Below are 16,715 nucleotides of genomic sequence, written 5' to 3'. Positions count from 1 at the left end.
CTCCTCGATATCTCTTTATTTCTGGCGCTTATAAAATGGTGATGGCACAACTATCGCACTCACACGTTTTTTTCTAATCTCTACATCAAGCTCGGTACCGATTTCTGTAAACTCTTTCTTAATTAGAGCAAGACCAACGTTTTTCTTTAATGTTGGAGATTGGGTTCCTGTCGTTACTTCGCCAATCAAAACGTCACCTTTATAGACAGGATAATGAGTACGTGGAATTCCCCTGTCAATCATTTCAATTCCCACTAACTTTCGTTTAAGTCCATTCTCACGCTGTGCTAACAGTGCACTTTTCCCTATGAAATCAGCTTCTTTACCGGTTTTAACAGCAAATCCTATTCCCGCTTCAAGAGGAGAAATGTCTTTCGTTAACTCCTGGCCGTACAAAGCAAGCTTTGCTTCAAAACGAAGCGTGTCACGAGCTCCAAGCCCACATGGCAGAATATGCTCAGGCTCTCCAGCGGATAAAATAACATTCCATAATGCAGGGGCATCCTCCCAAGCCGTATACAGCTCAAAACCATCTTCACCTGTGTAACCCGTTCTAGAAACGAGCACTTTAATTCCGTCGATTAAAACGTCATCTTGAAACTTAAAAAAGCCAACCGTACTTAAATCAACATCTGTTAGACGCTGTAAAATATTTTCAGCTTCTGGTCCCTGAATCGCTAATTGAGCCATTTGGCTTGAAATGTTGTTAATCGAAACACCTGTTTCAAGGTGGTCTTCTAGCCACTTATAATCTTTTTCAGTGTTGGCTGCGTTTACGACAAGTAAATAATGATCTTCTGCCTGCTTGTAAACAAGAAGGTCATCAACAGTGCCTCCATCTTCATAGCACATTGCTGTATACTGAGCTCCGTTTACCATCAGCTTGCTTATATCATTTGTCATCATCTTTTGAAGATAGTCGAGTGCTCCATTACCTCTAACATCAATCTCTCCCATGTGAGAGACATCAAATAATCCGGCACGAGTGCGCACTGCCTCGTGTTCTTCTTTAATACTTGAGAACTGCACTGGTAGTGCCCATCCTCCAAAATCAATTGTTTTAGCTCCCATAGCCTGATAGGTTTCATATAACGGGGTTTTTAATAATGTTGTCATCATTTTCCCTCCTGAAATCGTTGATCTTTCAGATGAAAAACCCGGCTTACCGCCAAGCCTAGCGGAAGCCTTAGTTTTTCTTATACCTTAACTCTTTAATATAGTTGAGCATTCTCAAAGTACAAAAAAGGACAGAGAAACCCGCTGTATTAAGCGTGATTTCTCTGTCCCGTTGACCTGAAAGTTTCTCCTCGCCATCGCGAGAGTTACATCTTTGGCGGCTTTTAAAAAAGCACTCTCCAGAGGTGCGTCTAGCAAGAGTCTTTTTGCCTGAGAGATTCACAAATTTGCTTGCTCCTTCGGCGCTGCATATAGCAGTCTCTCCTCTTGCTTTCATTCGCCTATTTTCAGTTTTAAGGTATTGGAACCCTGCGTTTGATTCATACTAGTAGTGCTTTCGATTTCAATCCTACCACTACCATCATAAGGTTGGCAACAATCTTTTTAATAATGAAAGTATTTCCACTACTAGTTTAAAAACGAACATTATTATATATTATTGTTTTTTCATTCGTAAATACCTCTTTTGAGAAAGGGTTTTCATTTTGAAGACAGAACTACATTTCGACAGAGATTGGACAAATCATTTCCTGAAACAAATTGAAGAGGATGGTCCATGGGCAAACTGGGAACTTTTTAAGCTAGCGATTGAAGCAGAAAAGCACACGACCATTCCTTCATTCACCGGGTTGCTTGCACCTGCCCACCTTCCACACTTAACACCACATCCGTATCAGCTCGACACGGCTCGCCGTGTCGTCGAGGAAATGAATGGTAAAGCTATCCTCGCGGACGAAGTGGGTCTTGGGAAGACGATTGAAGCCGGCCTTATCATTAAAGAGTATATGATTAGAGGATTAGTTAAAAAAGTTTTGATTCTTGTACCAGCGTCCCTTGTTTCGCAATGGGCCATTGAATTGAATCAGAAATTCTATATCCCTGCTGTTGTGCAAAGGAAAAGCTATGTATGGGATCAATGTGATGTGGTGGTTTCATCAATCGATACGGCGAAGCGTGAACCTCACCGCTCTATTGTATATGAACAGCAGTACGACATGGTTATCATTGATGAAGCACACCGATTAAAAAACAGTCGAACCAAAAACTATGAGTTTGTTCAGCACCTTCCAAGAAAATTTTGCTTACTATTAACCGCAACACCCGTTCAGAATCGATTGGAAGAAGTATTTAACCTCGTATCATTACTTAAACCAGGTCATTTAGGGAGCTTTGAACAATTTGAAAAAGAGTATAAAGGAAAAGAAAAAAGTGTGGAAGATGAAGAAAGACTAAAAAAACTCATCCAAAAAGTCATGGTAAGAAACCGCCGGGAAGATACAGGAATGGATTGGCCTGAACGTATTGTCGAAACTATACCGATTACTTTAAGCCCTGAGGAAGAAGCGTTATACAGGTCAGTAGAAGCATTAAAAAAACAGCCAGTAGCCACTCGTAGTCAGTTTTCAATTATTACCCTACTCCGTGAAATTTGTTCCAGTCGTGAAGCAGCTTACATGACGTTGAAAAAAATGATAGAAAAAGAGCCGGCCAATGAGTCTGCTAAAACCATTATGCTTGATCTAATCAAAAAAATTGAAGGGGTACCAACAAATTCGAAGGCCGTGAAAGCACTTGAACTCATCCAGTCAATCGAAGGGAAAGTCATTATCTTTACTGAATATCGCGCCACTCAACTTTACTTGCAATGGTTTCTTAAAGAGCATGGAATTACATCCGTACCGTTTAGGGGTGGATTTAAGCGCAGTAAGAAAGACTGGATGAAAGAATTGTTTAAAAATCATGCGAAAGTGTTAATTGCGACAGAAGCCGGTGGTGAAGGAATAAACCTTCAGTTCTGCCAGCATGTGATCAATTATGATCTTCCATGGAATCCAATGCGCATCGAGCAGCGAATCGGACGGATCCACCGTCTGGGTCAAGAAGGTGACGTCCATATTTATAATTTCGCAACCAAGCATACCGTTGAAGAACATATCCTAACGTTGCTCTACGAAAAAATACAGCTATTTGAAAGCGTCATCGGCCAGTTAGATGAAATATTAACTCGACTTGGTATGCGCGACATTGAGCATCATATATCTGATATTTTACTTCACTCCGAGAGCGAGGGTGAAATTCGTATTAAAATGGAAAACATTAAAGAACTGATTAACTACCAGAAAAATCAACAGGAGGAGTCCAATGAGACAAGAAAATATTCATAATTACCTCCGCTCATATTTTATAGCAAATAACTGCAGCATCATTAATGAAAAGCCTGGTGTTCTCGCTGTACAACTTACCGTCGATCTTGATAAAGAATTAATGAATCGACCATTTTATTGGCATTATCTTGAAAAGACTGGCGGAACTCCGAGGCCAATGACACTCTCACTTATTACAAATCAAGATGCAAATGAAGAAAAAGGAGAATTCATTCATTTTGGTGCACCAAGGCTTCATCAGATCTTTTCTTCAACAAAAAAGTTGGCTTCGTCCATTCGCTTATATGAGGATGTCCAGACCAATCACCACCGACACCTCCCCCTTCACCCATGGCTCGGCTTGAATATAAAAGTATCTTACCAATGTGATCGAAAAAAACACCGATTGGTCTCGCTCGGTCTTCACCTTGTTAGCGGTGCGGTGGTAGATGATTTTCATGAGTTGTTACTCTCAAAACCGTTAACCCCAAAAATTCCTGACTATACGTTTACGATTAGCCCTATTATTAAACCAGCCAGTGGATTATCACGTCTAGAAGAAGTCGTTAACATGCTTATTTCAAGAGAAGATCACAGCTGGGCGGAAGAAGCGAAAAAGCGGTGGGCAGCTGATCAATTACTGCTCGACCATTTTTATGAAGGAAACAGAGATGCCCCAAGCTATATGGTTGAGAAAGAGGCACTTCGTAATCAATATGAACCCGTGATTACTCTCGATATCATCAATGGAGGAATCTTCTATCTAACGCCTGGTATAGAACAAAGAGTTTAAAGAAAAAGACTCGGACAGGGTTGTCCGAGTCTGCTTTACCGTTTTCTTTTGGTGAAAAACATGGAGATGGCCATTGGTATAATCCCAAACCACCGAAATAGAAATGGTTGTTTTGCCGCTTTGCGCTCAGCGCGCTGATGCTGTCGGTCTTCCTTTGGTTGATCAATATATGATACAACTTGCTGTGTCATGAATTTAACTAGATCATTTGATGACATCCGTTTCACCCTTTTGTTTTTGATGTTCTACATTCAGGATGCCCGAACTCCCAGCTATTTAACCAATGGCCCTTTGAATTTGTTTTACAATTTCAATCACGGATTGATTGGTCGTATCAATTTCATAATGCGCTTCACGATACAATGGAAGTCGCTCTGAAAAAATGGCTTCCACTTTTTCTCGTTTGTTCTTCCCTGCGAGCAATGGTCTTGAAGTATCACCTTCAAGACGGTTAATAATTTCGTCTGGATCGCAGTGCAAATAAATTACCGTTCCATTTTGCTTCATATAAGTACGATTAGCTTCTTTTAACACAATGCCACCGCCTGTACTAATAATGACTCCCTGTGTTGGAAGGTCATGAAGAGATTCAGATTCATACTGTCTAAATGCCGTTTCTCCTTCTTCTTCAAAAATGGTAGGAATCGTCTTTCCAGTACACGTAACGAGATGTTCGTCCGTATCAATCGCTGGTACAGACAATACACGTGATAATTCCTCTGCAATCGTTGTCTTACCGGACCCCATAAATCCTGTTAAGTAGATGGCTTTCATCCTGTTTCTTCTCCCCATTTTACGACTTGTTTCTCTTGATCATTGTAGCGAAATGTTGCCCTTACCCTGGTCTTTTCTTGTGGGAAACCAGTTAATTCACGATTAATTCATGTTCTGACGTTCTCGATATGACCGCTTCTATTGTGCCTTCCTGATAGGAAAACGTTCTATTCTGAAGAGGTATGGCTTGATACTGTATATACGAAATTGTATCTTTCATACCGAGGACTATCAAGGATTCCTTTCTAAGTTCCTCCTCTTCACGATCGAGAAAATTCCGCTCATTCTCTGTTATCGTACACAGGTGCAGTACAAAACCTATAACGAGCGTACTGATAAGCATCATTGTAGCTGTAATATATCCCTTTTCATTGTGATAATTGTGCCATCTGGTATTCGAGGCGCTTTTCTTTTTTGCCATTAATAAGCTCCACCTCAATTATGACTTTTCTTCCTAAACTCTCACACTCCATCTCCTTTACATTCTGTAGCACAATTTCATGCCCTGTCCCATTCACTCTCCGTCTGATCGACGTACCATAACGTTCATAAAGTACAATCGATCCATCCGACTTAACTATTTCAAGACTCACACCTACAGTCGATACCTTCGAAGCTTCCCTGACCTCTTTCGAATCAAATGAAAAAACAGCTGTGCTTCTTCATTTTGAAGATCATCACCAGTACTTTTAACTGCAGCATTCATTAAAAGTGGGAGAACGGTAGCAATTGCCATGAAAATAGTAATTGTCAGTATTAATTCCAACAGTGTAATACCGCTCTCATCCTTCATCTGGAAGACTCCGACAAATAGATGTTCTCCGTTTTCTAACGTCTTCGAACGAAATACATAATTGATCAGTGGACATTTGGAACAGGTAGCTCACTTCTTTACGAGAGAATTCTGAAGGCGGTGACAGACCTTCTAAAACAAACTCTAGCCAGTATTGATCAAGCAGCATGACCGCCTCTCTCCGCTCACTTATCGCTGAACGTTCTTCATAAAGATGCGTATAAAGAGGAAGGATACTGAGTGAAAGTACTGTAAGGATTGAGAGGGCTGTTAACGCATCTAACAGAGTGTAGCCCCTACAGCTTTTGAATATAGAAACGACCGCTTCCGATTTGTACAACAAGCTTATATGCCTTCTCACATCCTTAATATAAAGTGTTCCTGCTTTTTGAACATTTCCATTCCCACCATAAACAATTTGATACCCTAATGTTCCCATTGATGGAAATTTGTTCTGGAATCTGAACCGTCTTTACCACGGTTGATGAATTACTTAGAATGCTATACGTATGCGCTTCAGATGAGATGGAAAAACGATGGGCTTTTCCATCTGTATACGCGAGCTCTTGCGTATATCGAATATCTGCTTGAATCATTTCGAGGAACTGTCTTGTCGATGAGGATGACTGTGTTGGAGTGATCTGAATGAAGATTAAAGCAAGAAGAATGGAGAGGATCGTGAGGACAATCATCATTTCAATAAGTGTATAGCCAGAGGAAGTACCATATTTACGGTGTAGTTGTAGTGCCAACAGTTACTTTTCCTTCAGAAATTGTTAACGTTTCTCCCCCGGGGCACTTCGCTTCATCCGTATCTAAATACCCTCCACTTACTAATTCATCGATAGTAGTAGGCAGTGCACCTGTATCTGCTTTAAAAGCTGCCACCTGGGTTTGAGCAACTTTAACGGTCGCTTCACAGCTCTTTGCTTCCACGACGTCGTTATTCTTCGTCAAGCTCGGCACTGCAATAAGTAAAAGCACCGAAATGATCATAATTGCAATCATCATTTCAATAAGTGTAAAACCCTTTTCCTGTTTGATCCAGCACATTAATTTTCTCATTTTTTCATTTCCTTCCTAAATGGATTGTAGATAATAAAACATCGGCATAAGAATCGACATAAACATCACCATGACAACTAATCCCACCCCAACAAAACTAACAGGCTGAAGGATCACAAATCCTTTCTTTACTAATTCTTCAAATCTTTCCCCCACCACCTCCCCATATAAAATAAGTTCATGACCAAGGTTTCCACTAGCCTGACCGTGCATCAAGATTTCCTTAAACTCTGGCACATAAATTCGACGATTTTCAAACAACATTTCGAGCCTCTCCCCCTTCATCAATGAAAGAGAAACGCGCTCCGCCTCTTCTTGAAAAAAACGAAATGAGACTGCCTTTTAAGCAATTCGAAAGCCTCTGATATAGATAAACCACTTTGTAAAAGCAAACCGAGATGCAAGGATGTATGGTGAGTAAGATACAGAGGGATAAAGAGGTTCACAAATGGAACCTTACTGTAGAAAATCATTTTGTGGACTGCTGAAGTTCGTTTATTTTTCATCAACGATAGGAGATAAAAGGAGATACACAATATTAGAATGACTACTGCGATCGCAGGGGTAAGACGAACCAGTTCCATAAACAGTTTTGAAATGAGCGGAAGTGGAACTTCGAGGGAATCATATAGAGTGTTAAACTGAGGTAATAAATACTTCCCAACAACAAATAGCATAAGGGCTGTCATCCAGAACAGTAAAATCGGATACGCAAGCGTGCTTCGTAGTCTTTTTTGCCATTCACTTCTGGTTTTCATTAATTGACCGGATGAGGATATACCAGTGGCAAAATCTCGCTGCTCGGACATGTATAAGTATGAAAGAATGTCAGCAGGGAATTGAAATTCAGCCAGTACATCGTGAAATGAATCACCACCTTTAAGACGTTGAATAATTATTTCAATCTTTTTGCGTGTATGATCATTCTGGTATAGAGCATATACTTCCAATCCTTTACTGAGTGAATACCCTTCTTCGAGCATTTTTCCTATTCTACATAGAAAATCAGCTTTTCGGTCAAGCTTCCATTTGGATCGTTTCACGGTTCCATAACCCCAATTCCTTTTCTACCGTTCCTTTTTGAATATAGCCGAGCGCATATGCCCTTAGAATTAAATCTTTCATGGTGGACTGACCGGGGATTGAGAGCAGTTCTGGTTCACTGAGGGCTTTCTGAAGATGGAGTCCTGCGAGGATTTCAACGACTGCTAGTTTTCTTCGCGTTCTCCGTTTTAAACATTCAAGCGAGCAAACTTCACAATATGGACATTTAAGGGGAACCAACCTTTGAGTCGCTACACCTCTTAGTGTCTGTGCAATGTTATGAAGAGGAATGCCGAATTCAAGTAGTCTTGGAATGCATTCGAGGGTACTACCGGTATGCAGAGTTGAAACGACAAGATGTCCTGTCATACTTGCTCTTATTGCTAATTCAGCTGTTTGTTCATCTCGTAGGTGTGGGTTTCATCTTGGGGAAGGATTCGAACGACAAGACTTTCGTTGTAAGAAGTGGGGATGGTGGAGAGACGAAGATGAAGCCTGCGCGGATAGAGCACCATATCCATCGCGCCATTTTGCGGACGACGCTTTTCACCAATGTCCATTCCGCTCAAGAACTTAAAGTGGGATAGCAGCTTTTCACTAATGGTCATCGGAATCCACATGGCATCATAAAGGCGATGGTCAACCCGAAACTGGATTAGAGTACCCTTTTCTTTTGGATGAAAATGAACATCAGATGCTCCTACCTCGATCGCTTGTTTAATAATATCTTTACCTTTTTCTTCAATACTAAGCAAGTACACACCTTCCTTTCTAAAATGTGGAGTAGACACGGTTTTCGAACCGTAAGAAGAAGGATTCGCCAGGTAACAGGTAATTCCTTCTTCATGAAAAAGTTTTTCTCAAGCAAGGGTCTCCATAAAACGGTTCACCGAGTCGTTAAAAGCAGATTCTTCTTCAAGAAATGGATAGTGATTACTGTAATTAAACACGACGAGGGAAGCATGAGGGATTCGTTCAGCCATTTCTTCAGAAAATGGAAGCGGGCATTGCTCATCATGTTTCCCACACATGATAAGTGCTGGCGCAGTCACCTTCTGGAGCTGCTTTGTCACATCAAATTGGAGGATTTCTCTTGCAAAAAAGTTCATGCGCTCTGTTGCCATCTTTTTATGTATCGATTTTGAAAAATAATGATGATAGCGTTCAGGTCGATAAAGTGATAGCTTTGTTCGTTCGCTTGAAATCATTTTCCTCTCTTCATTATCCAGTTTAGAATCTTTTAAAGCCTCGATGTATTGCTGCATCCTTTCATATTGAGGGTGGTCTTTGTGATAAATACAAAAGGATGAGGACGTTGCATATTCCCGTGCTGCAGCCCCAACAAGAATCAGCGCGTTAAGCGACAGTGAGGCATGAATACCATACACACAACCTAGCATTCCACCAGTAGAATGACCTGCAAAAACCCACCGGTCAATTCCAAGCGCTTCACGAATACTTTCTAGATCAAATACGGTCTCTACCATCAATAATTCATACGGGGCCTTCACTGCATCAGAACGCCCTGTTTCCTTCAAATTAACTAAATAAACGGTATAATGATCTGTAAAAGCTTCTCCAAAGTAATCCCCGCTTTCGTTAAACTCTGAATACAGGTGTGTGACGCAAAGTGGTGGTCCGTTTCCTCTAGTGAAAACTTCAAATGTTCCCCTGTTAGTCTGAATCAATTGCACATCCCACTTCAATGACAACTCTCCCTTTAGCTTTAGTCAAGGACTACGGCAGTGCCATACGCAATAATCTCAGAAGCACTTGCCATAACTGCTGACGACTGAAGCCTGAATGCTACAATCGCATTTGCACCCTTTCCTTCGGCATCCTTCACCATTCTGGCAATTGCACGTTGCCTTGCTTCCGTCATCATTTCGGTATACTCCGTTATTTCACCCCCAACAATCGTTCTAAGACTTGCAAGAATATCTTTTCCCACGTGTTTCGATTGAACGGTGCTCCCTCGAACATAACCGATTACTTCCTTTATTTCTTTATTCGCAACACCATCAGTAGTTACGATAATCATCCTCTTTCTCCTCCTTTTCAACGTTTCGTTTGTCTTTTAGTAAGGCAATAATTAATAGAGTTAACATCCCCAGATAACCTATTGCAAGTAGCGGTACCCATGAACGATTGACAAACAACATCACAACAATTAAAACTTGAAATACAGCTGAGAAAAAGAGAAGCAGTGTTTTCACCAGAACGGTCACCCACATTCTTCTTTCAATACTATTTATATAATTCAATATTCACAAACGAAAACCTTGAATTTTCTGTTAAACATTTCTACTATTTATTAAAAAAGCGACACGCGGAAAATTTTCCGCATATCGCTGTGACATGGATTATGCTGTTATCTTATTCATTAATGGCTTAGGACATTACATTAAAATCTCACCATTTACAAATTATTCACAAATCAAAAACAGGTTTTTGCAAACCTGCTTTTAGAATAGTGTATAAGAATGTCATCCTTGATTATACTATGTCTTATAAGACCTATTGGGCTATAGCCAAGCGGTAAGGCAACGGATTTTGATTCCGTCATGCGCTGGTTCGAATCCAGCTAGCCCAGCCACCATTTATCAAGAAACAACAGCTAGCTTCTTTTTGCGTTGTTTCAAGTTCTGCAAACCGGATTTATTGTAACCTACAATTAACTTCTTACCATTAGTAACAATTGGTCTTCTTAATAACTTCGGTTCATTGTGCATCAGCTCAAGCATTTCTGTCATTGTTAAGTTCTCAATGTCGATATTGAGTTGTTTAAATGAACTGCTTCTTTTCGCTAGAATTTCTTCAATACCTTCCGTGGATAGGGTGATGACCTCTTTCAATTCATCAATCGACGGTGTGTCTTTAAATAAATGACGTTCTTCAAAATCGACACCATTTTCTTTCAACCAGGCTTTTGTTTTCCTGCATGACGTGCAACTCGGATACGTATAATACTTCAAAGTATCTTCCATTTTTGAGTCCTCCCCGTTTCGTTTTCCGTTAATGACTATCTTCACCATATTATACAACGATTAAACAAACGTTGTACAAGAAAAAGATTTGTATTTTTGTGAACGATTTGGGATAATAAATTGGAACCCTTTTCAAGGTAGTAAAAAGCAAGTCACAATTTTGCCATGAGACTAGCATTTACTTTTTAACAACAACTCATATATAATACGATATGTATGGGAATGAACGAGCAAGGGAGGAACTCATTATGCCTAGAATGTACCGAGTAATTGCTTTCTGGACTGGCATTTTCTCGCTTATGGGCTTTGTCGGTGATATGCCTGTACTTGGATTGCTATTCCTTGGCCAGACCGGCATGTTTTTAGCGTTAAGTTACTTGAACTTCACAGAGCGTACTTATTTGTATATTTTTGGAGTATACTTAACATTATTTATGGTCGGTTTTTCCTACTGGTCAGTGTTCATGATGTCACCTGGATCAGGCGGACATTAAAAGAATGTATAAAAAAGACGACGCTACTGCAGCATCGTCTTTTTTAATTCTCTCTTTTTTCTTGCACGATTACTCGAAACTGATTTGATTGTGAGAGCCACCTTATGGCTCGGTTCTGCCGCTGAGTAGGTGAAAATGGATCTTCAGGACTCGTTTCTTGAATAAAGTTCAACAGACCGTGTTTTAATAGAAAGGCGCCCTGGTATTCACATGAAAGCCAGGTAAGACCGCGCTGTTCTCCGATTTTCTTAACCGCATCGATGTGAATATGTGTCGTTAAATCTATTTTGCCTGGAGTTAACAGGGGATCACCGATTATCTGATGGTTACTGTAACCGCGTAAACTCCCGTTTCTTCGCGCTGGATGTTTCCACTCTTCATTTGTATAACCATAATCAATTGTATATACCCTGCCATTTGAAATCCAGGTCCCTACATCCTTTAACCACTCTGTCATCATCAATGGTATTTCCATCCGCTGACCCTCTTCAATCGAACTTCCATAGTCCTCGATCCAACTCACGATTCTTTTACTTGTACAGGGTTTGTACATATCTATAAGCGTTCCTTGATTATCCAGTCCTACGCAAACTTCTAAAAGCTCACCATCATACTTTTCTACGACACGAACCGGGAAGGCATCAAGCAATTCATTAGAAATAAGAATACCATTTAAACGGGGCAACCTTTCTTTAAGATCCCTTATATTTCCATAAAGAGTCACAGGATGTGATACTGTCAGTTTCTTTATTAACTTTTGATGAAAGGGGCTTGATTCCACTACATAATACTGAATCTTCTTGTAAAGTGAATGATTAATTTCCTTTACTTCATCAAGGAAGGATTGAATAAATCTTCCATCCCCAGAACCCACATCCACAATGACAGGCATTATCTGATTTTCTTGAATGGCTTCTATAAGTGCCCCTGCGATCACCCTGGCAAATACGCCATGCACGCTTGACGAAGTATAGAAATCTCCTTCTCTCCCTGTTTTTTGCTTTTCTACATTGTAGTATCCATAGTCTTTGTCATATAACGCAAGTGACATAAACCTTTCATAAGTGATAGCTTCGTCGAGACTCTGCTCAATTTCGTCTTTAATCCTACTCAGGAGTTGCATCATTTAGAGAGAAAATCCATTAAGAAAAGGATTTCCAGCCATCTCATCCTCAATTGTGGTGACAGGACCGTGTCCCGATGCTACAATTGTTTGCTCTGGTAAGACGAGAAGACGATTATGTATACTTTCAATCAGCTGCTTGTGATTACCACCAGGAAGGTCCGTTCTTCCAATGCTCCCTGCAAATAGTGCATCTCCCGAGAAAACAATGCCAGCTTCCTTAAAGTAAAACGATACGCTACCAGGTGAATGTCCCGGAGTCTCAAATACACTAAACATAAATGATCCAACCGTCATGTCGCATTCATTTTCAATTAAATAATCTGCTGGTTTTCCTTCAATATTTTCTACTATAGGAAACAATTTCGAGCCATTTAATGAAGCATCTGAAAGCCACTTTTCTTCAAATTTATGGAGATAAACCGGGATATTGTAGGCTTCACGAATAAGATCAACTGCACCAATATGGTCAAAGTGTGCATGGGTTAATAAAATCGCTACCGGCTTTAATTCTAACTTTTCTATTTTCCTCTTAATCCTTCCTCCTTCTGCACCCGGATCAATTAAGAGGGCTTCTTTCTTCTCATTCCAAATCAATCCTGCATTAGCCTGAACAGGTCCAACCGCCATCTGTTTCCATTCCATCTCATTCGCCTCCATTGAAAGATTATGTTTCTTATTCTACACTATACAAAAGATTGTTCAAAAGGAGACGATTGCTATGGAAACGGTTTATGGCGTTGAAATGAAGCCACCGATTGGAAAGCTGCCGGGTTTTATTGCGCAAATCATCAAGAAAACAGCTGAGCTTGCTACAGTCATGGATCGAGATAAAAGACTGGTCATCATCTCTAATAAAGAAGAAGCTTTGACACTTCAAGATTACTACCTATCTAAAGGTGTGTTTGAAGAATTCTATTCTCTTCTCCCCCTTTCTCCGAACGCAAATCCCTATGCATCTTTTTATGATTATGGTTTTGTTTCCCAGAATACTAACTATTTTCTATATGAAAATTTGGTTTCTTACTTCATCATATCAACAGGTGTGGAGGAACAGATTGAAATGGCACAACTGCAAATGGATGAACACGTGATCGCGAAGGACGACGACGTTTTTTACATTGACCATATGCACACCGAACTAATGGAAGGAATTGCACGGGCATACCAGCTTGAACTTACATTTTTGCCGGAATAACGCCTCGACAAATGAAAAGAAAACGGTTAAAATAAGAAAGGACTTATTGTACATACCATGCAGAAAAATTTAGAGTTAACCATGCCGTAACTTGCTCGTTTCCGGGTATACTGATAAAAAGTGCATGGATAGGGAGGTATTCCAAATGGGGTTATCAATTATTTTTGCAATCGTTACATTATTTTGTGTATGGGGCATTTTCCGCTCTTTACGTGAAAAAAACTTTATGGGTCTTGCCTTTGCAGGATTAACGGTGCTTGTCTTTGGCGCTTTTACTGTAGCTACAGTGATCGACATTCTTTTCGGATCCGGGGGCGGCGGAGGCCACTAAAAAACAGCCAATATGGCTGTTTTTTTACTGGCTTCCTTTTTTATACTACTTCAGGTGTCTCTCGACTGATTCAAGCTTGTCGTCCATTTTTCCTTTTTTATCACGTCTATCATCAATACGGATATTCGTTGCTACCCGTTCAATTCCAGCTTGAAATGGCGCTTCATGAATGGCCTGTACCACCTCAAGAAGATCAGACAGTTCTCCTTCAATTAGCGTACTCATAGGGGTCAGGCGATACGTAACCCGATCGGTAAACGTTTCTAAGACCTCCTGTACATTTGCAACATACCTACTCACACTTGGTGTTTCTGTTCCTATCGGAATCACAGTGACATCTACTATAGCCATGATTAATTACCTCCTTCATTAGAAATAAGCTGCATATTTTGATTATAGAAGAATCGATACGTAACAAGCGAAATAATCATTGCACAAATCGAAACCGATGAAAAAATACTAATGGAAATAACAATCTGATACCGGATCGCTTCAATTGGGGAAGCTCCTCCAAGTATTAAACCTGTCATCATTCCCGGCAGCTGTACAAGACCAATTGTTTTTAATCCATCCACATTTGGAATCATGGCAGCTCGAATCGTTTTTCTAATAATCATTTGCGATGCTTGAGCCGGATTAGCCCCCAGTGACAGTGCAGCAAGGATCTTCCCCCTGCTATCATGAAATTCATTTTTCATTCGCTCAAAGGCGAGTCCAGATGCTACCATACTATTCCCGATAATCATTCCACTCATAGGAATCACCTGTTCTGATTGGAACGGTATAATATCAAATAGGATCCATAATGATAACACAAACACTTCAATCAGTATCAATGAACCCAATGATAACATAAATGCGTGTGGAATCCCTTTTCCTCTTTTCCCCGCCTGTTTGGCAGCAATCACCAGCATGATAGCTATCCACAAACCTATTCCCTGCCAGTCTGGCATTGAAAACAAAAATGTTAATATATACCCTATAAAAAAGAGCTGAATAACGCCTCGGAAGGAAGACCAGATCGCTGATTTACCGATTCCAAGGGAAAAAAGGTAGGAAAGTGATACCGGAATCATCACAAAAAGGATCATTGTTAATAGCGAGAGATTCGAAATCCCCGTCATGTGCTAGCCCTCAAGAAAATGCGTTAGAGCTTTTGATTTCGGGTGATGAAATAACTCTTCTGTTTCTCCCCGCTCTTCGAGACGCCCTTCATACATAAACAGCGTGTATTGTCCCAATCGTTCTGCCTGCTTTAAATCGTGTGTAATCATAAGAATTGTCTTCCCTTCTTCATAAACGAGCGTATGTAATAGTTCTTCCATCCACTCAACTGTCCTCATATCAAGAGCGCTTGTTACTTCATCTAACAGAAGCACATCTGGATCATTTGCAAGTGTTCGAGCAAAAGCGACTCGCTGTTGTTCCCCTCCTGAGAGATGCTCGACGTCTTTCATTAGAAATTCTTCATGGAGCTGAACTTTTTTCAAGAGTGCTATTCCCTGTTCCTCATCCCAGTACTTTTTCAGATCAGGACCAAATTTTAAATTGTCTTTTACGGTACCGTCAAATAGATGCGCTTGCTGAAACACCATTCCAATGCTGCGTCTTAATTCATCAATCGGATAATCGTCAATCTTCTTCCCTTTTACATAAATGTCTCCCTGGTCTGGATCCTCCAGTCTGTTTAATAACATTAACAGACTACTCTTTCCGGAACCCGAAGGACCGATAATGGTGGTTAGTGTTCCCTCCTTCAAAGCAAAGTTCACACCTGTCACACGTTCACTTTTCACTTTTTTCACTTCAATTATTGGTTTCATAACGTAACCTTTCCTGAAAATGGCTTATGATTATCGTTTATATCATACCCCAATTCTATACACTATCTCGAAGATAACACTCACTTGATTTTAAATCACCTTTTGAAAAGAAAAAAATAACCCTGCATTTAGCAGAGTTACTCGTTTTCTGAATTAAACTCGTTTAAACGATATGCGGCATGATTTGTAGGACCTATTCCTTTACCTATTGGTAAGGAATGTGTAATTGCAGACGTAATAAATGCTTTAGCTCTTGAAACAGCTTCAGGTATGCTTTTATCTTTTGCTAATTCTGCTGCAATACACGCTGAAAACGTGCATCCCGTGCCATGTGTATGTTTGGTTTCGATTCGCTTAGATTGATAGTGATAAAATTGCTCGTTCACATACAGCACGTCGATAGAATTAGCCCCCTCCATATGGCCACCTTTAATCAACACGGCTTTTGACCCACATTGAGCAAGTTCTTTTGCAGCAATTTCCATTTCTTCAATCGAAGCAATCTTCATGTTATTTAGCATTGCTGAGGCTTCAGGGACATTTGGTGTTATCACAGCACCAAGCGGAAGTAATTTTTCTTTCATAGCAAGAACCGCATCCTTTTGTAGTAATGATGCGCCTCCTTTAGCAATCATGACAGGATCTATCACAAGGTTTGAAAGCTGATATTCCCTTATTTTTCCAGCTACAATTTCGATAATGTCACTTGAGAAAAGCATTCCTGTTTTGACTGCATCGGCTCTGATGTCTGATAGGACAGCATCAAGTTGGGAGCGGACTGCCTCCACTGACTGAGGGAAAACCTCATGAACTCCAAGCGTATTTTGAGCAGTTAATGCTGTAATTGCACTCATGCCATATACGTCTCTCTCCTGAAACGTTTTTAAATCGGCCTGGATTCCAGCACCTCCGCCACTATCAGATCCTGCGATCGTAAGCACTTTTTTCATTCGTATCTTCTCCTCTCTAT

At 40.4% G+C, this 16,715-nt stretch carries 28 protein-coding genes, 1 tRNA gene and 1 riboswitch; of the genes, 6 read left to right on the top strand and 23 right to left on the bottom strand.

From position 1 onward, the window contains the following. Positions 1–15: 15 nt before the first annotated feature. Positions 16–1,116 carry a glycine cleavage system aminomethyltransferase GcvT gene (gene gcvT / locus ABFG93_RS19360; protein WP_347552898.1) on the bottom strand — a complete coding sequence of 367 codons (1,101 nt, stop codon included), beginning with the start codon at positions 1,114–1,116 and terminating at the stop codon, positions 16–18. A gap of 248 nt (positions 1,117–1,364) precedes the next feature. Further along, positions 1,365–1,453, bottom strand: a riboswitch (glycine riboswitch). Positions 1,454–1,661: 208 nt separating this feature from the next. Between gcvT and ABFG93_RS19355 the strand changes: the two genes are divergently transcribed. Both ABFG93_RS19355 and ABFG93_RS19350 read left to right on the top strand, forming a co-directional pair. Then, positions 1,662–3,341, top strand: coding sequence for a DEAD/DEAH box helicase (locus tag ABFG93_RS19355; protein WP_347549644.1), 1,680 nt, complete (start codon positions 1,662–1,664; stop codon positions 3,339–3,341). Continuing rightward, a complete protein-coding gene (locus tag ABFG93_RS19350; RefSeq protein ID WP_347549643.1) occupies positions 3,319–4,113 on the top strand; it encodes a YqhG family protein in 795 nt (264 codons plus the stop codon). Before ABFG93_RS19355 ends, ABFG93_RS19350 begins: the two co-directional genes overlap by 23 nt. Before the next feature lie 35 nt (positions 4,114–4,148). On the opposite strand, the gene ABFG93_RS19345 is transcribed toward ABFG93_RS19350, so the two are convergent. The 15 genes from ABFG93_RS19345 to ABFG93_RS19280 all read right to left on the bottom strand — a co-directional run bounded on the left by ABFG93_RS19345 (position 4,149) and on the right by ABFG93_RS19280 (position 10,005). Continuing rightward, the gene (locus tag ABFG93_RS19345) at positions 4,149–4,331 is read right to left on the bottom strand and encodes a YqzE family protein (protein WP_347549642.1); all 183 of its coding nucleotides are present in this window, start codon (positions 4,329–4,331) and stop codon (positions 4,149–4,151) included. Between the two features lie 58 nt (positions 4,332–4,389). Beyond that, entirely contained in the window at positions 4,390–4,887 is a 498-nt protein-coding gene (locus tag ABFG93_RS19340; protein WP_347549641.1) for a shikimate kinase, read from the bottom strand. Positions 4,888–4,978: 91 nt separating this feature from the next. Further along, positions 4,979–5,308, bottom strand: coding sequence for a hypothetical protein (locus ABFG93_RS19335; RefSeq protein WP_347549640.1), 330 nt, complete (start codon positions 5,306–5,308; stop codon positions 4,979–4,981). Then, a complete protein-coding gene (locus ABFG93_RS23180; protein ID WP_431522022.1) occupies positions 5,256–5,480 on the bottom strand; it encodes a competence type IV pilus minor pilin ComGF in 225 nt (74 codons plus the stop codon). Before ABFG93_RS23180 ends, ABFG93_RS19335 begins: the two co-directional genes overlap by 53 nt. 2 nt (positions 5,481–5,482) lie before the next feature. Next, positions 5,483–5,680, bottom strand: a complete 198-nt coding sequence (locus tag ABFG93_RS19330) for a type II secretion system protein (RefSeq protein ID WP_347549639.1) — start codon at positions 5,678–5,680, stop codon at positions 5,483–5,485. Next, positions 5,670–6,023: a type II secretion system protein gene (locus tag ABFG93_RS19325; protein WP_347549638.1), complete on the bottom strand. Its 354-nt coding sequence runs from the start codon at positions 6,021–6,023 to the stop codon at positions 5,670–5,672. Before ABFG93_RS19325 ends, ABFG93_RS19330 begins: the two co-directional genes overlap by 11 nt. A gap of 22 nt (positions 6,024–6,045) precedes the next feature. Then, a complete protein-coding gene (locus tag ABFG93_RS19320; protein ID WP_347549637.1) occupies positions 6,046–6,432 on the bottom strand; it encodes a type II secretion system protein in 387 nt (128 codons plus the stop codon). Beyond that, the gene (gene comGC / locus ABFG93_RS19315) at positions 6,410–6,745 is read right to left on the bottom strand and encodes a competence type IV pilus major pilin ComGC (RefSeq protein WP_347549636.1); all 336 of its coding nucleotides are present in this window, start codon (positions 6,743–6,745) and stop codon (positions 6,410–6,412) included. The genes ABFG93_RS19320 and comGC overlap by 23 nt, the downstream gene beginning before the upstream one ends. 15 nt (positions 6,746–6,760) lie before the next feature. Beyond that, positions 6,761–7,030, bottom strand: a complete 270-nt coding sequence (locus tag ABFG93_RS19310) for a type II secretion system F family protein (RefSeq protein ID WP_347552897.1) — start codon at positions 7,028–7,030, stop codon at positions 6,761–6,763. Then, the gene (locus ABFG93_RS19305; RefSeq protein WP_347549635.1) at positions 7,030–7,788 is read right to left on the bottom strand and encodes a type II secretion system F family protein; all 759 of its coding nucleotides are present in this window, start codon (positions 7,786–7,788) and stop codon (positions 7,030–7,032) included. Before ABFG93_RS19305 ends, ABFG93_RS19310 begins: the two co-directional genes overlap by 1 nt. Further along, on the bottom strand, positions 7,763–8,158 hold the full coding sequence (locus tag ABFG93_RS19300) for an ATPase, T2SS/T4P/T4SS family (RefSeq protein ID WP_347549634.1): 396 nt from the start codon (positions 8,156–8,158) through the stop codon (positions 7,763–7,765). Before ABFG93_RS19300 ends, ABFG93_RS19305 begins: the two co-directional genes overlap by 26 nt. 14 nt (positions 8,159–8,172) lie before the next feature. Next, the gene (locus tag ABFG93_RS19295; RefSeq protein ID WP_347549633.1) at positions 8,173–8,544 is read right to left on the bottom strand and encodes an ATPase, T2SS/T4P/T4SS family; all 372 of its coding nucleotides are present in this window, start codon (positions 8,542–8,544) and stop codon (positions 8,173–8,175) included. A 105-nt stretch (positions 8,545–8,649) separates the two neighbouring features. Beyond that, a complete protein-coding gene (locus tag ABFG93_RS19290) occupies positions 8,650–9,495 on the bottom strand; it encodes an alpha/beta fold hydrolase (protein WP_347549632.1) in 846 nt (281 codons plus the stop codon). Positions 9,496–9,515: 20 nt separating this feature from the next. Next, the gene (locus ABFG93_RS19285) at positions 9,516–9,830 is read right to left on the bottom strand and encodes a YbjQ family protein (RefSeq protein ID WP_347549631.1); all 315 of its coding nucleotides are present in this window, start codon (positions 9,828–9,830) and stop codon (positions 9,516–9,518) included. Continuing rightward, positions 9,811–10,005 carry a hypothetical protein gene (locus tag ABFG93_RS19280; RefSeq protein WP_347549630.1) on the bottom strand — a complete coding sequence of 65 codons (195 nt, stop codon included), beginning with the start codon at positions 10,003–10,005 and terminating at the stop codon, positions 9,811–9,813. The genes ABFG93_RS19285 and ABFG93_RS19280 overlap by 20 nt, the downstream gene beginning before the upstream one ends. 305 nt (positions 10,006–10,310) lie before the next feature. Here ABFG93_RS19280 and ABFG93_RS19275 point away from each other — a divergent pair. After that, positions 10,311–10,385, top strand: a tRNA-Gln gene (locus ABFG93_RS19275). 7 nt (positions 10,386–10,392) lie between these two features. Here ABFG93_RS19275 and ABFG93_RS19270 read toward each other — a convergent pair. Continuing rightward, positions 10,393–10,776, bottom strand: a complete 384-nt coding sequence (locus ABFG93_RS19270) for a Spx/MgsR family RNA polymerase-binding regulatory protein (RefSeq protein ID WP_347549629.1) — start codon at positions 10,774–10,776, stop codon at positions 10,393–10,395. Between the two features lie 248 nt (positions 10,777–11,024). Between ABFG93_RS19270 and ABFG93_RS19265 the strand changes: the two genes are divergently transcribed. Beyond that, a complete protein-coding gene (locus ABFG93_RS19265; protein ID WP_347549628.1) occupies positions 11,025–11,270 on the top strand; it encodes a DUF2626 domain-containing protein in 246 nt (81 codons plus the stop codon). Positions 11,271–11,313: 43 nt separating this feature from the next. On the opposite strand, the gene ABFG93_RS19260 is transcribed toward ABFG93_RS19265, so the two are convergent. Both ABFG93_RS19260 and ABFG93_RS19255 read right to left on the bottom strand, forming a co-directional pair. Next, a complete protein-coding gene (locus tag ABFG93_RS19260; RefSeq protein WP_347549627.1) occupies positions 11,314–12,396 on the bottom strand; it encodes an SAM-dependent methyltransferase in 1,083 nt (360 codons plus the stop codon). After that, positions 12,397–13,038 carry an MBL fold metallo-hydrolase gene (locus ABFG93_RS19255; RefSeq protein WP_347549626.1) on the bottom strand — a complete coding sequence of 214 codons (642 nt, stop codon included), beginning with the start codon at positions 13,036–13,038 and terminating at the stop codon, positions 12,397–12,399. Between the two features lie 76 nt (positions 13,039–13,114). On the opposite strand from ABFG93_RS19255, the gene ABFG93_RS19250 reads away from it, so the two are divergent. Both ABFG93_RS19250 and ABFG93_RS19245 read left to right on the top strand, forming a co-directional pair. Then, entirely contained in the window at positions 13,115–13,591 is a 477-nt protein-coding gene (locus tag ABFG93_RS19250) for a hypothetical protein (RefSeq protein ID WP_347549625.1), read from the top strand. A gap of 145 nt (positions 13,592–13,736) precedes the next feature. Further along, entirely contained in the window at positions 13,737–13,922 is a 186-nt protein-coding gene (locus ABFG93_RS19245) for a DUF2759 domain-containing protein (RefSeq protein ID WP_347549624.1), read from the top strand. Between the two features lie 45 nt (positions 13,923–13,967). Here the strand turns inward: ABFG93_RS19245 and ABFG93_RS19240 are convergent, their stop codons facing one another. The 4 genes from ABFG93_RS19240 to thiD all read right to left on the bottom strand — a co-directional run bounded on the left by ABFG93_RS19240 (position 13,968) and on the right by thiD (position 16,695). Next, the gene (locus tag ABFG93_RS19240; RefSeq protein ID WP_347549623.1) at positions 13,968–14,273 is read right to left on the bottom strand and encodes an MTH1187 family thiamine-binding protein; all 306 of its coding nucleotides are present in this window, start codon (positions 14,271–14,273) and stop codon (positions 13,968–13,970) included. Positions 14,274–14,275: 2 nt separating this feature from the next. Further along, entirely contained in the window at positions 14,276–15,046 is a 771-nt protein-coding gene (locus tag ABFG93_RS19235; RefSeq protein WP_347549622.1) for an ABC transporter permease, read from the bottom strand. Between the two features lie 3 nt (positions 15,047–15,049). After that, the gene (locus ABFG93_RS19230) at positions 15,050–15,745 is read right to left on the bottom strand and encodes an ABC transporter ATP-binding protein (protein ID WP_347549621.1); all 696 of its coding nucleotides are present in this window, start codon (positions 15,743–15,745) and stop codon (positions 15,050–15,052) included. Positions 15,746–15,882: 137 nt separating this feature from the next. Next, a complete protein-coding gene (thiD, locus tag ABFG93_RS19225) occupies positions 15,883–16,695 on the bottom strand; it encodes a bifunctional hydroxymethylpyrimidine kinase/phosphomethylpyrimidine kinase (RefSeq protein ID WP_347549620.1) in 813 nt (270 codons plus the stop codon). Positions 16,696–16,715: the final 20 nt, after the last annotated feature.

Source organism: Pseudalkalibacillus hwajinpoensis, from assembly GCF_039851965.1.
GTDB classification, from domain to species: Bacteria; Bacillota; Bacilli; order Bacillales; family Guptibacillaceae; genus Guptibacillus; species Guptibacillus hwajinpoensis_E.
This window is presented reverse-complemented; position numbering and strand designations above follow the sequence as displayed.